Source organism: Pseudomonas flexibilis (assembly GCF_000802425.1).
In the GTDB taxonomy this organism is placed as follows: Bacteria; Pseudomonadota; Gammaproteobacteria; order Pseudomonadales; family Pseudomonadaceae; genus Serpens; species Serpens flexibilis.
Genome location: NZ_JRUD01000002.1, coordinates 273,865 through 288,760, shown reverse-complemented (window position 1 = coordinate 288,760; position 14,896 = coordinate 273,865). Strand labels below are relative to the sequence as shown.

At 54.5% G+C, this 14,896-nt stretch carries 8 protein-coding genes; 2 read left to right on the top strand and 6 right to left on the bottom strand.

The window, feature by feature from the left end; translation table 11 throughout:
• The first annotated feature begins 384 nt into the window (after window positions 1-384).
• Both SF06_RS01935 and SF06_RS01930 read left to right on the top strand, forming a co-directional pair.
• Entirely contained in the window at window positions 385-3,228 is a 2,844-nt protein-coding gene (locus SF06_RS01935; protein ID WP_052199677.1) for a ribonucleoside-diphosphate reductase subunit alpha, read from the top strand.
• A gap of 277 nt (window positions 3,229-3,505) precedes the next feature.
• Entirely contained in the window at window positions 3,506-4,747 is a 1,242-nt protein-coding gene (locus SF06_RS01930) for a ribonucleotide-diphosphate reductase subunit beta (protein ID WP_039559648.1), read from the top strand.
• A gap of 468 nt (window positions 4,748-5,215) precedes the next feature.
• Here SF06_RS01930 and SF06_RS18200 read toward each other — a convergent pair whose 3' ends face one another.
• The 6 genes from SF06_RS18200 to SF06_RS01905 are packed head-to-tail and all read right to left on the bottom strand — an operon-like array spanning window position 5,216 to window position 14,844.
• On the bottom strand, window positions 5,216-7,027 hold the full coding sequence (locus SF06_RS18200; RefSeq protein ID WP_139326675.1) for a hypothetical protein: 1,812 nt from the start codon (window positions 7,025-7,027) through the stop codon (window positions 5,216-5,218).
• Between the two features lie 14 nt (window positions 7,028-7,041).
• A complete protein-coding gene (locus SF06_RS17880; RefSeq protein ID WP_076380799.1) occupies window positions 7,042-9,438 on the bottom strand; it encodes an ATP-binding protein in 2,397 nt (798 codons plus the stop codon).
• A 32-nt stretch (window positions 9,439-9,470) separates the two neighbouring features.
• Entirely contained in the window at window positions 9,471-10,298 is an 828-nt protein-coding gene (locus SF06_RS01920) for a phosphoadenosine phosphosulfate reductase family protein (protein ID WP_039559643.1), read from the bottom strand.
• A complete protein-coding gene (locus SF06_RS01915) occupies window positions 10,276-13,737 on the bottom strand; it encodes a hypothetical protein (protein WP_039559642.1) in 3,462 nt (1,153 codons plus the stop codon). The genes SF06_RS01920 and SF06_RS01915 overlap by 23 nt, the downstream gene beginning before the upstream one ends.
• Window positions 13,730-14,638 (bottom strand): DUF4007 family protein, encoded by a 909-nt coding sequence (locus SF06_RS01910; RefSeq protein ID WP_039559639.1) that lies wholly within the window; start codon window positions 14,636-14,638, stop codon window positions 13,730-13,732. The genes SF06_RS01915 and SF06_RS01910 overlap by 8 nt, the downstream gene beginning before the upstream one ends.
• Entirely contained in the window at window positions 14,638-14,844 is a 207-nt protein-coding gene (locus SF06_RS01905; protein WP_039559638.1) for a hypothetical protein, read from the bottom strand. The genes SF06_RS01910 and SF06_RS01905 overlap by 1 nt, the downstream gene beginning before the upstream one ends.
• Window positions 14,845-14,896: the final 52 nt, after the last annotated feature.

Below are 14,896 nucleotides of genomic sequence, written 5' to 3'. Positions count from 1 at the left end.
CTTGTCTTTCCCGTCGGCTGCCATTATCTTGCGCCGCATCAAGCAGAACACACTACATGTTGTGTTTCGGCGGAACCCGAGAGAACGAAAGGAATCCAACCCGTCAAGGGCCGAACAGGCCGGACGGGCAACGCCACGGGCGAGGAATCGCCGCTGTCGACAGACGACGCCCCTGCGGGCACGAACTGAGGTCAGTCACCAGGTGTTGCGAGCGAGGCGCGTGCCTCGATCAATCCGGGAGCCAGGGAGGCGTTTACGCCGTATGCCACCCCATCCCCTTGTCACGCCAATTTGCCGGCGATTTTTCCCCGGCATGGCGTTTTTTTGCCCGGCGAGCGGCCATAGCCGTTACGCGGAAGAAGCATTGGAAACGTGGAGCAGCCCATGCAAACCGACAATACCGCCATCAGCCCGGAACTGAGCGCCACCGCGCCCGGCAGCCTGAAGGTCATCAAGCGTAACGGCACCGTGGTGCCCTACACCGACGACAAGATCAGCGTGGCCATCACCAAGGCCTTCCTGGCCGTGGAAGGCGGTCAGGCAGCGGCGTCGAGCCGTATCCACGACACCGTGGCCCACCTCACCGCGCAGGTGACCGCCACCTTCACCCGCCGCATGCCGTCGGGCGGCACCATCCATATCGAAGACATCCAGGACCAGGTGGAACTGGCGCTGATGCGCGCCGGCGAGCAGAAGGTCGCCCGCGACTACGTGCTGTACCGCGAAGCCCGTTCCCAGGAACGCAAGCGCGCCGCCGAGGCCCACAACGTGGCCCAGCCGCACCCGAGCATCCGCGTCACCCTGGACGACGGCAGCCAGCGCCCGCTGGACCTGGGCCGCCTGCAGACGCTGATCCGCGAAGCCTGCGAAGGCCTGGCCGAGGTGGACGGCGCACTGATCGAGCGCGAGACCCTGAAGAACCTCTACGACGGCGTGTCCCTCAAGGACGTCAACACCGCGCTGGTGATGACCGCGCGCACCCTGGTGGAACGCGAGCCCAACTACAGCCAGGTGACCGCCCGCCTGCTGCTCGACAGCCTGCGCGCCGAAGCCCTCTCCTTCCTCGGCGTGGCCGACAGCGCCACCCACCACGAAATGGCCGACCTGTACGCCAAGGCGCTGGCCGCCTACGTGGAAAAGGGCGTGGAGTTCGAGCTGCTCGACCCGCAGCTGAAGACCTTCGACCTGGCCAAGCTGGGCGCCGCGCTGGATCACGAGCGCGACCAGCAGTTCGCCTACCTGGGCCTGCAGACCCTCTACGACCGCTACTTCATCCACAAGGGCGGCGTGCGCTTCGAGCTGCCGCAGGTGTTCTTCATGCGCGTGGCCATGGGCCTGGCCGTGGAAGAGCCGCAGAAGAACGAGCGCGCCATCGAGTTCTACAACCTGCTGTCGTCGTTCGACTACATGGCCTCCACGCCGACCCTGTTCAACGCCGGCACCCTGCGCCCGCAGCTGTCCTCCTGCTACCTGACCACCGTGCCGGACGACCTGGGCGGCATCTACAGCGCCATCCGCGATAACGCCCTGCTCTCCAAGTTCGCCGGCGGCCTGGGCAACGACTGGACCCCGGTGCGCGCGCTGGGCGCCTACATCAAGGGCACCAACGGCAAGTCCCAGGGCGTCGTGCCGTTCCTCAAGGTGGTCAACGACACCGCCGTGGCGGTCAACCAGGGCGGCAAGCGCAAGGGCGCGGTGTGCGCCTACCTGGAAACCTGGCACCTGGACATCGAGGAATTCCTCGAACTGCGCAAGAACACCGGCGACGACCGCCGCCGCACCCACGACATGAACACCGCCAACTGGGTGCCCGACCTGTTCATGAAGCGCGTGTTCCAGGACGGCCCCTGGACGCTGTTCTCGCCCTCCGACGTGCCCGACCTGCACGACCTGACCGGCAAGGCCTTCGAAGAGCGCTACGAGTACTACGAAGCCCTGGCCGGCTACGGCAAGCTCAAGCTGCACAAGGTCGTCCAGGCCAAGGACCTGTGGCGCAAGATGCTCTCGATGCTGTTCGAGACCGGCCACCCGTGGATCACCTTCAAGGACCCGTGCAACCTGCGCAGCCCGCAGCAGCACGTGGGCGTGGTGCACAGCTCCAACCTGTGCACCGAGATCACCCTGAACACCAACGCCGACGAGATCGCCGTGTGCAACCTGGGCTCGGTGAACCTGGTGAACCACATCGTCGATGGCGCGCTCGACCTCGCCAAGCTGGAGCGCACCGTGCGCACCGCCGTGCGCATGCTCGATAACGTCATCGACATCAACTACTACAGCGTGCCGCAGGCGCGTAACGCCAACCTCAAGCACCGCCCGGTGGGCCTGGGCCTGATGGGCTTCCAGGACGCCCTGTACCTGCAGCACATCGCCTACGGTTCCGACGCCGCCGTGCAGTTCGCCGACCGCTCCATGGAAGCGATCAGCTACTACGCCATCCAGGCCTCCTGCGACCTGGCCGACGAGCGCGGCGCCTACCAGACCTTCGAGGGTTCGCTGTGGAGCCAGGGCGTGCTGCCGCTGGATTCCCTGCAGCGCCTGATCGACGCCCGTGGCGAGCAGTACATCCAGGTCGACCGCACCGAGAGCCTGGACTGGGCGCCGCTGCGCGAGCGCGTGAAGAGTGGCATCCGCAACTCGAACATCATGGCCATCGCGCCGACCGCGACCATCTCCAACATCGTGGGCGTGTCGCAGTCCATCGAGCCGACCTACCAGAACCTGTACGTGAAATCGAACCTCTCGGGCGAGTTCACCGTCATCAACCCCTACCTGGTGCGCGATCTCAAGGAGCGCGGCCTGTGGGACCCGGTGATGGTCAACGACCTCAAGTACTACGACGGCTCCGTGCAGCAGATCGAACGCATCCCGGCCGACCTCAAGGCGCTGTACGCCACCGCCTTCGAAGTGGACACCAAGTGGATCGTCGAAGCCGCCAGCCGCCGCCAGAAGTGGATCGACCAGGCCCAGTCGCTGAACCTGTACATCGCCGGCGCCTCGGGCAAGAAACTGGACGTCACCTACCGCATGGCCTGGTACCTGGGTCTGAAGACCACCTACTACCTCCGCGCCCTGGCCGCCACCAGCACCGAGAAGTCGACCATCACCACCGGCAAGCTCAACGCCGTGAGCTCGGTGATCGATGAGAGCCTGCAAGCCGCCCCGGCCCCCGCGCCGGTGCCCAAGGCCTGCAGCATCGACAACCCGGATTGCGAGGCTTGCCAATAAGTGAATCGCGCGCATCTGAACGGCGTCTGCGGCGTTGCCCGCCGGTTCGGCCCCCATCGCGTACAACAGTACGCGATGGGGCTCCTCACCGACGGGCGCCTTGCATCCACTCGCTCAGCTGCACGCTAGGCAGGAACGAACCCCTCCCCTCTCCCCTCGCGGGAGAGGGGCCGGGGGAGAGGGGGCAACCCCAACAAGATTTCGCTTTTGCGTGCCCACCAAAAGCCACCCTTTACCGACCGGCCCCACCCCGGTCCCCCCATCAGGAGCACACCTCATGCTGAGCTGGGACGAATTCGACCAACCTGAAGAAACCACCCCCGCCGCCAAGGCCGCCGCGCAAGCCACCGCGCAAACCGACGCCCTCGACAGCGCCGTCGGCGGTTCCGTCGAGCAGGCCCGCACCGTCAGCGCCGGCGACTCCGACGCCGTGGCCCGCGCCAAGCGCGCGCTGGACGAGCTGGACATCCAGGAAGGGCTCAACGAACTAGAAGGCGAAAGCGCCCGCGTGCGCGTCGACGAGAAGCGCATGATCAACGCCCGCGCCGACCTCAACCAGCTCGTGCCCTTCAAGTACGAATGGGCCTGGCAGAAGTACCTGGACGGCTGCGCCAACCACTGGATGCCGCAGGAGGTCAACATGACCGCCGACATCGCCCTGTGGAAAAGCGCCGACGGCCTGACCGAGGACGAGCGCCGCATCGTCAAGCGCAACCTGGGCTTCTTCTCCACCGCCGACAGCCTGGTGGCCAACAACCTGGTGCTGGCCGTGTACCGCCTGATCACCAACCCCGAATGCCGCCAGTACATCCTGCGCCAGGCCTTCGAAGAAGCGATCCACACCCACGCCTACCAGTACTGCATCGAATCGCTGGGTATGGACGAAGGCGAGATCTTCAACATGTACCACGAGATTCCCAGCGTCGCGAAAAAGGCCAGCTGGGGCCTCAAGTACACCCGCTCGATCTCCGACCCGACCTTCACCACCGGCACCGTCGAGACCGACAAGCAGTTCCTGCGCAACCTGATTGCCTACTACTGCGTGCTGGAAGGCATCTTCTTCTATTGCGGCTTCACCCAGATTCTTTCCATGGGCCGCCGCAACAAGATGACCGGCACCGCCGAGCAGTTCCAATACATCCTGCGCGACGAATCCATGCACCTGAACTTCGGCATCGACATGATCAACCAGATCAAGATCGAAAACCCGCACCTGTGGGACGCCGAGATGAAGGACGAAGCGACCCAGATGATCCTGCAGGGCACCCAGCTGGAAATCGAATACGCCCGCGACACCATGCCGCGCGGCGTGCTGGGTATGAACGCAGCGATGATGGAGGACTACCTCAAGTTCATCGCCAACCGCCGCCTGACGCAGATCGGCCTGCCGGAGCAGTATCCGGGGACGACCAATCCGTTCCCGTGGATGTCGGAAATCATGGATCTGAAGAAGGAGAAGAACTTCTTTGAGACGCGGGTGATTGAGTACCAGACCGGTGGGGCGCTTTCGTGGGATTGATGTCAGTTTGCGTCGGACGACACATAAGCTTCCATAAACGACGCATGAACTTACATTCAACGACGTGCAAGTTACACGTCAGCTTAGAAAACTGATGTCCAATATAAAGGCCGCGTAAGCGGCCTTTAAATCTATATTTTTGTTTTCCAGCGTTTACTGAATTTTGTTCACTGAGCAAACACGCCAGAACGGTGCAAAGCTGCTGATTGGCGAGGCGGCGATGTCAGCTCTCAAGACAAGGTTAAATTGACAGCGTAAGCCCAGAGCCTTAGGGGAACCTGAGTTAGAAAGCAAGTCACAAGACCCTGTGAGCATAACTCACAGGCTCTTTTCGTTGAAGGTATGGAGTTGTCCCTGCTGAGAGAGACGCAGAATTAGAGGCTTTTTAGTTGCTACCGAAGGCTTTAAGGACCTCATATGATGGCATGATGGCGGAGCCATAGGACTTTCCATGCATCGACAGCATGTTTACCCATCAATAGATTCTACTAACAGTGAAACCTCAAGTAGAATTCGACTTGAAAGTTCGTCAACCGGAACTGCAGAGTCAACTCTCAGAATAAAATCATTATCTCGGTAAGAATGGCTGCCATTCAATGAAAATTGAGGCTCATTGAGAGTAGTGAGGCAACGACTTAATTTAGCATCAATCTGAATATCTAAAGCAGCAGAGCGTTCCGAAATCTGGCGATTAACCCAATCTTTGAATTTGTCAGATAATACGACTGTGGGTGAAAGCTTTCTTTCATTACCTTTCATTTGCTCTGAGTAGCTCAGCACAGCAGAGATAAAATCCCCAGCTGGAGTTTCATTAACGTAAGTCTCTCCGTTGAGCCGCCAGCGAATGACAGCATTCAGCGCGAAAGGAGGGGCAGGATTAATAGAGGTTCCCACTCTGCCCAAATTGCGCAATACTTCTTCTTTTACCTCGTGAGCAAAAATCTCATTCATCAACCCAACTCGTTCAAAAGCCTTCCCACAAAGCTCTGAATACTTGAAGGTGTGAATCGAGTCTTTTTGCCAAGTCAATAATAGTGAACGCTCAGATTCACCGGCCCCGACTTTCAGCAGGTGCCGCAGTCCCGCATCATGCTTTCCAAACAGCTTTTCTTTGGACTGATTTCTCGGATCACTATAATCCTGAACTTTTGCTTCAACACAAAGTATATTTTTATGTGCCTCACACCTGATGAGATCACAGGCAGGTGTCAAAACTAGCAGATATCTCCCGTCCTCCGATTTAAGGATATCACCAAAACGAGCCCCATCGTTTGAGCAAGCTGGCGAGAATACTATCTCTGAAAAGAAATCATAAAGGACTTTTTTCTGAAGAATATCACCAGTAAAAGTAGCCTCATCCGAGCGTATTGTACTACTGGCGACTTTGGGTAAACCCAACCGCCTGGTCTTAGCAGCCAACGCTTCAGAAAAAAGCCACGTTAGATATTCAGGAAGCGTTTGATTCTCAGCATTTAATCGGAATAGTTCTAAAAATTGCAGATCATGAATTTCCAATGTCTTTGATTGGTGCTCAAACTCAAGAGCAGCTTCCTGAGCAGCAGTCATGAGCCCTGCAATTACGTTCTGAAGAGCCCAATTACCATCAAATGCTTTAGCCTTATGCTGAATACGGGTTTCAACAAAGCCCTCATTAATTTGGGACTTAGTCATAACCTCAAAAAAAGCAGTTCGAATGCCTAGTATCTCCCTAACCTGCTGCTGCATTTCGATCGAGGCACGAGAAGACATAAAAAACACAAGCTTTGCTCTACTAAGAATAGAAGCCGAAGACTTTATTCTCGCGACAGCCTGGGCCTCGCTTTCATTATCACTCATAAAAAAGTCGACGAAAGCAATATCAGCACCGGACAAAAATTCTGCAGCACTTTGAATGTCCGCAAATTGCTGAACACAATTCGGATCATCAACGATCCGTCGCAACACACTAGTAACAAGTTCTGCCTTCTCGGACTTCCCTATTCTATTCAAGCGCTCAGCCTTAAATAGAAGCTCCAAGCCTAACACATCGGACAGATCTACCTTACCGCTCATCTCCCACAGTAATGATAGATGCTCATGCTTGGAGGTTATTTCAGTGAAAAGTTCTCCAAGATCGGCACATTCGAGCTCCGCGAACAACTCTAGAAGTTTCTTCTGAGCCTCCTCTTGTTCCAGCAGAAAGTCTAGCCAAGAATTTTTATCTTCACTCTCTACTGTACCCGCTGCGGGCGCGCCCAATGAATCATCTATAATCGCAGCTTTGGATATCTTAAAAGCCATAGCATCCCTTCAACTCAATTGAACGAAATTACAAACTTCCTGTACATGCCGTCTTCATCCGGCTGCACCAATTCCAAGGAGGCATCGTTTTCTTCCGCCAAACGACGGGCAATATACAAACCTAAACCACGCCCCTCCCTAGGAGGCTTAGTAGTAACAAACTGATCAAAAATAGACTCAACCCGCTCCTCAGAAATACCAGGTCCGTTATCTGAGAAGTAGACTTTCTGATCTGAAGAGTCAACCTCAATTACTATTTTTGCCGGCTCACGCTGATCATATCTGTTAACCAACCAATAGAAGGAGTTACTGAACAAATTATCTAGAATCTGTAAGATTTGCCCCTTTTCCACCCTTCGCGACAACTTGGATTTTGCCGTTTTCCTGAGCACAACCTCGATGTTGTGCCGCTGACATTTTGAAGAATGAAACTCAACAAGCATCTCAGCAATAGAATAGATATCATGATCAGCCTTTCTCTGGCGGCCTGGTATACTTAGCTCATCGAGAATGCGCACTCGTTTTTCCAGTGTTTTGAGCTGTGCCTCAACAACATCCAAAGAAACTTTTCCAGATGACACGCTGCGCAAAGTATCTTGAGTAACGCGAGTTAACTCATGAGCAATGAATTCAATCATCAACCCTACACCAGCGAGATGCATGAACTGATCAAGTTCCTCTTCAAAGCTGGTAATTCTGACCTTTGCTCTTTCCCAAGCCTCACTGACTTCCTCCAAGTGATGCATCACCACCTCAAGGCTCTTGGCTTCCTGAGGAACTCGCCCCTTAATTTCCTTTAGGCTTGCAATGGCTTTCTGCTTTGAGCCGGTAATCTTTTCTTCGACAGCAGCTACGACTTCTTCTACCGGAGGATTACTCTCTCGCTCGACGAGCTCCAAAAAAGGTCGACAAACACAAAGAATCACATAACGCAGCAAGCGAATCAGAGCTTCTTTATCGTAGGAATCACGAAAACCCTCACGATTCGTTTGATCATAAAGCTTTGGATTATCAATTGAAGAAATCCGTAAATAACCGACCATCTGCGCCCGATTAAGCTTGTAGGCAGAGGCAGCAAGAGCGTTACGATCTAAATCCAACCAGTCATCAGAACGCTCGCCATAGGGATAGACTCGATAGCCATCCCGATAAACAAGAAATCCGCCACCCCACTGCTTCAAAAAAGGCTTGATGGAACGATTATATAGATCGTTATGGTCGCGCATTATCTTGCCACGGTTAAACCAATGGAATTCCATCTCCCATGGCCCCAGATCCCTCAAAGCCTTAGCAACGACCTCTCCATCGATCAATTGCAACTTCTTCTTCTTGGTTGTGGCCTCTTCCCTGACCGTAGCTCGTAGATGATCTCCCGAAATATGATCAGTACGTTCCCGAGCATATCTCTTATAATTCACATTGACTAAAAGCTGTGGATTACCTTTTTCATCATAATCAAATCTTGCTCTACAAATTGCGTCAGCTACCGACAGCGGCTCCTGATCGAGATGAGGAATTTTTCGAGGCTTACCTTGAAACCTAAGAGCAATGAATTTATTTGCCAAAACTGACTTAAAGGGATCCGCAAGTTTTGCAAGATCGTTATTTATGATTCCATCTACTTTTTCAGAAGACCAATCACTTTGAAGGTCGCTAATAAAAATAGAAGTGCCACTCTCACCCTCTTCTTCTTCTGAGCACCACTGCTGATAAGGCTCAAAATCTAATTCAGCTGCATCTAAGTTAGGATCTAGGAACGCAGGGCGCCAATCTAGCTGCAACCAGTTCCAAGATTTCTCCCCACTGACTTTAGACTTAACGTTGATCAAATGACCGAGACGCATCGCAGACAGACGCCCAATTCCCTTCTCCCCCAAGGGGATCTTTGGGGGCTGCTTCTGGCCACCTTTGAGATCGGCTTGATCCACTTGCTGAATCAATGCATTCTTCTCTAGTAACCTCCCCGGGGTTCCTACTGTGAGGTAACAAGAATTAAGTGCCTTCAGAGACATTCCTGCCCCCTGATCGCGAATAACGATAGTACCGCCTTCGCAAAAGGCTGCTCTCAGGTTATGCAAAGCTTCCACAGCGCTTGACGGCACTCCGTATGCACAAATAAAACGAGACTTTACTTCCTCACAAGCATCGTTTTCAATACAGCTCTCTACGAGAGTGTTAAACTTACCCACATCAAAACCACTATCATTTTCCTCATTATTAATGAGGTAACTCAAGGATTCCTCTAATTGGCTATATGCGGAGTACTGCAGGGCTATATTAATGTCGATTTCGACACGCTTCGAGCCCGCGTCTAAAGCGTTCTTCACCAACTCGTAAATAGCAACCGCATCAGAACTGATTAGCTCGGCTCCAAGCTCCAGCAGAACTCTAGCTTTAAAATTGATAGCCATATCAAATCCCTAAACATGAGGCTCGGTATAACTCACAGCTGGCAGACCAAGCATCCTTGATCATCGTCGTCATCCAGTACTTCCGTCCCTTCATGCTCCGAAAATACAGCAATCAACGTTGAGTTATCTTTCCGCTGCGCTTGCCTTTCAACTCTCAATGCATGATCACGTTTGATTTGCGCCATGCGCTCGGGGCGCTCGAGCTCTGCTAGGCTTTCCCCCTGACTCCAGGTGAAGAAATTACCGGTCTTCTCAAACGGTACCTCGTACTCCTTGGCCTTCTCATAGAGATCAGGATGTGTCTCCTTCAAACGCACCCACTCAATTTTTTGCTGATAGAAGCAAAAAAAGCAGCCTGAGCGCGTACGCCCCCACTTGGTATAGGGGGGCATCCCTACACCGGATGTCCGGAGAATTTCTTCAATATCTCGCAGAATCAGGCCGTCCTCTTGAAAGGGATAGACAGCCTTGATGTTGGTCTTGTGGCTGATATAGCCCGAGCGATTCTCGTCTGCACGTAGACCTACGTAGTTCACCACCGGCTGATCACCGCAATAATCCTCAAACGGCTTCAGCTTCAGCATCTTGGTACACCAACGACGGTGGTTTGAAGGAATCATTCCTCCGTACATGGTGTACCAATGATCGAATCCCAGATCCGCATTGAGGCGATGCAGAGGCTTGCCGAGGTAATTTTCCAAGCGCTGCAGATAATCATAGGTTTCCGGCAACTCTTTACCCGTATCGCTGAAGATGTACTCCATCTCGGGCACACGATCACGCATGTAAATAGCCAATGCAGCACTGTCCTTTCCTCCCGAGAGGCTGAGGATGTGCCTAACCTGCGGTTCGTTGCTCATTAGTAAGCTCTTTCTCGTCGTTCGCATTAGAGCCTTGCTGCACTTGCAACAGAGCTTGGGCAAGGGCGGATGCCACTTTATCCAGATTGCCACCTGCCTGTTTGGTCAGGTCACGGAGCAGATCATCTGCTACTTGCTTCGTCTCTTGATCGGAAGTCAGCAGCATTGCAGCCTCTTCGCCACTTGGTAGCGTCAGGGTAACGCCCACAAAACGCTGCGCTTGGCGCTCAAAATCGCCTCGGGACATCGCCACACGCAGCCAACGTTTGTAGCGTCCACAGAGGTCTTGCACTCTGTTCGCAAATTGGGGGGCCTGAGCGTCTGTCCAGATATCCAAGGGCCGCTGCGCGACCACACTTGCGATCGAGTCCAACCACTTGTCATCGGTAAGCGTGATATCAGCACAGCGCATGATGAACGCTTTCAGATCCGCATCTGCTAGGGAGCGGGCCGCATCGGCACACTCTTCCTGCAATTGCGTACGCAAGGTTTTGAGAGGCCCAGTAATAGCAAATGCCTGGGCCATGGAAAGGCTGACCTCATCTTGGAGGCGTCTAAATGCCAAGCCTAGCTCGGTCAGCGACTCTGTCAGAGAGGTGACAAAATCAACTCCCTCCTTACCTTTCCCACCGGTTATCACACGCGGAATATCTTGAGCGAGCAGAGCGACTGGATCAGTGGCCCGCTTAATCACATCCCTGAGCGCCTTGGTCCTACTCGACAGGCGTAGCGTTTCCTGCGAGTACTGGGGCAACTGCATGTACCAGCGAATTAGCCCCCGGGTCACGTCAAGATACGAAGCGTCCAGGGCGACTTGCACACCCACAGCGCCGAGTGCTGTTGAGTAGTCTTGGATCAGCGCCTTGCGCTCGACTGCAGCAAATCGCCTGAATGTGAACGTTTGAGGGCTTCGGAACATCCGCTGCATGTGATCAGAGGTCAGCTCCAAAACCAGACTGCCGCGTTCAAAGATCGCGCAGAACTCTCTGTTTAGCAGCAGATAGACCACACACCATATAGATGCAGGACCGTTGCGTACGCCTAAGGGCGGCTGAGCAAGCCTACTGATTACCTCAGCAAAGCTGACAGGCTTGTCCGTTTTGAGCAGGGCATCAAGCTCTAGCCAAACCTTTCTAACCCCAGCGTCAGAATCCTCGTCAGGAGCGGCTAAAGACCAACGGGCACCTGTCTTCCTATGCAGTCTTGTGGACTGCAAGAGCGAGACATACAGCAGGCGCTCAGGCGGGAAGTCAGTAATCCCAAGCAGCTCCTCGCTGCCGTTTTTATCAAGCAATTCAAACAAACGCTGTCGAGCGGCCGTGATTGCCGACGAGGGTTTGTCCTTATTGATCAGCTCGTTGTTGATCGTGGGAGCTGCCTTGAACACGGTATCGAAAAGCCAAGACGCGGCTTGACTGAGGTTCATCGACTCACTGCCCTGGATTTCTTTCCCCAGATACCAGTAAGTCATCGCCGAAGCGTCCTTCGCTTGGCGGTTCAGCAGAGCAAGAACGAGGCGAGAAACCTCCTCTCTCGATTTGGCTAACTGCGTTTCCACATGACGTTCAGTCCAAGGATCAAGGAAGCGACTCTTCACCTGGTCATGCACCATGACCCAGCGCGAGTATTCCACCAGCGCACTGCGCTCTCGAGCCCCCACGTGCACTATTGCCGTAAGAGTCAAAATGTCCGCTGCCGCACCAACGACCGTGCTTGCCGATGCGATCTGATCAGAAGATGCTGAATCCACAAACATCAACCCGATGCAACCATCGTGCTGACCATAGTTACCGATGGCCTGGTTGACCGTGTCTGGGGTACCAGCTATTACCCTCACTGAACGGAGAGTACCGGTCTGCTGATAGTGGCGACTTGCGATAACACTACGCTCAGCCAACGCGTAAGATATCCCGCTGAACATCAGCTCATCATCGGATCGCTTCTTAGTCTCTTGGTAAAGCGCTTCGATATTGATCGCCTGACTCACGGCAAAGACATAGTCTTTGGTGGCCTGCCTGCTTTGCAGAATGGTTCTGCGCTCAAGGTCGGCCAAGGCGTCGGCTATCTGCTCGAATTCCGTGCCCTCCTTCATCAGTGCAAAGCCCAAGGTTTCAGGCGACGCAACGATATGTAGAGATGGAGCAACCAGTTCGATAACTGCGATCGTCTTGAGCAGCTCAATCTGAAGAACCGTCAAATCCGCATCACTGCGCTCGATTACCGAGCGGGCATACTCCCAACGGCGCTCGGCCTCCAGATCTCGGAAACGTAACCCGATGCCTGTAGTGAGGTAGTCAAATAGCTCCTGAAGCCCATACCAAGCGCCGGCGTGGATCGGCGAACGTCCTGCATAATCACGCAGGGCACCTATTTCGTGCCCACGCATGAATGCATGGAAAGAACGCTCGCTCTGGCCAAAGCCTTTGGATATTACGGCCAAGGCCGCCAAGGCCGCCGGGTGCAGAGGATAAAGAGCCTCTGCCCGAGCGAACAAATCAATTTCCGCTGATTGACGGAAAAACTTAAAGCCAACGCTGAGTTGATAGATCTCTCGAGCCTTTTGTTGAATCCCAACAGACTCTGTAATGGTTGGAGCAGCACCAAGCGCATGCATTGCGAAATGAGCGTAACGCTCAACCGGCTCATCGAAAGGCACATCGTCAAAGCGAGCTGATACCTTGTGCCACTCGTCCGAGAGACTCCTGCCAACACCTTTTGCATAAGCATCAAAATGCTGATGCAGCATGGTCAGAACCAGCAAGCCATCATCGGTAGGATGAGAGGCCGCCTCTGCGATCTGCTGAAGCGACATCAAATCGCCTGCTTCGGGGTGTAGTGCTGCATGCTCGACGAACTTTCCAAGCTCGTCGATCAGTAGCAACACCCCACTGTGGCCAGCGGATCGAGTTACCGCAATGAAATCACTCAACAGGCTGCCTGCTGCGGCATTGAGCGGGAGATCGCGATAAGTTTGGCTTTTCAGATCCAGCTGGCGCTTCAGCTCTTTCGCGGGCCGGCTGCTCGGTAGGTATTCCAGCGCATCAATCACCGATTGAGCCAGGGCGTCGCCAAGCGAAGAGCGCGAGCCCGTAATGGCCAGCGCAAAGCGGTTCTGTTCTTGTGGGAACAAACCCGCTGCCTCAAGAGAAGCCGACTCGAGCTGCTTATAAATGGCCCTTGAGCTTTCCTTGCCCTCCAGTAAACGAGCCAGCAGCAAGCCCAACGCAGACTTACCGCTGCCGTACGGACCGATCACCTTCCAGGCGCGCTGTGCACTCCCAGCCCTCAGTGCTCCACCAATCTGTCGAAGCACGGTCAGCACAGCCGGAGTAATGAGATAGCTGTCCAAAGACTCAGGGGAACGCAGGTCTCGCCCAAGGGAGATCGAGCGCAGGAACTTCGAGTCTAACTCGAGGTGATTTATCAAAAACTCAGACATTCAATTCTTCCCCAGCTACCCACAAGCATCCAGCCCACTCGGGCACTAGCGCAGGCTCAAGAACCACTTGCTGAGTATCAGCAGTGTCAACAAAACGCAGAACGTTAGGAAATTCCTGCTCCGCCCCTTCCAGGAGCGCACGCACCTGAAATTCATCTAGGCGAAACACAACACCTGGACTGAATTCTCCGTAAGTAAGATCGGTCAGGTTGCGGGTAATGGCGCGATGACGAGCATAGAAATCCACGACTGCAAACAGGAAAATTCGAGGCGATAGGCCTAAAGGAGCATTCCTGCCAACCAAATACACGGTCTTCCCGTCGTCGGCAGTCATCTGCTCGAAGAGATCTAGATCCTGCAGCGGGCACCAGGATGTATCGTCTGAAGCGGACTCTTCGCGCTTATAAGAATGCAGGAAAATGCTGGCATGCTGCTCCAGCGTCGTGGCTGCGAGCTTTTTGCCGAGCCTATCTGCACGATCAACCAAGCCCGCAATAAGCGCCCTACGATCAAAGCGCGAGTAGGTGCTCTGGCCGAAGACTAGGTTCCAAACGGCAACGTCGGCATGCGTCGTGATCCACCAATGCAGGAGCCAAAGCGATTCGGGTTGTTCAAGGAAGTGATCCCATCCGCCATCGTTGGAAAGCAGGAGCTGCCCCAAAGGGCCAGATTGCGAGCCTCCCCCCTCCCGGGCCTCGATGATTCCGAAAGCCTCTCCCCAAAATTGCGCCGACTTCACCATGTTACGGCCGATGCCCAAGGTGATGGTTGCTTGGGCATCGTCCTTTAGCGCAAACGGATCACTAGCTACGGCATTGTGCAGCTTAGGTAGCCAGCCGTAGCGACACACGAAAGACTCGTGCCCCGAAAAACGCTCCTCTCGGCGCTGTACTGCAGCCATCACTCATTCCTCCCTGATACAAGCTTGCCTTGACCAGAGGAAACACCCCTCTGGACGGCTGGCTCGATGATGATACGTTTGGTTGCAGCATCGAAGTAGATATCGACTTGGTCACCCTCGCCAAGCCCGGCATTCCTAAGCAACTGCTCGCTGAGGGCTACCCGCCCAAGCTTCTGAATTCTGCGAGTATCAAACAAGACCTTCATCCGACGTTCTCCAAGCCTAGGTTTAGGCCCCAGTGATACTTATAGGATACTT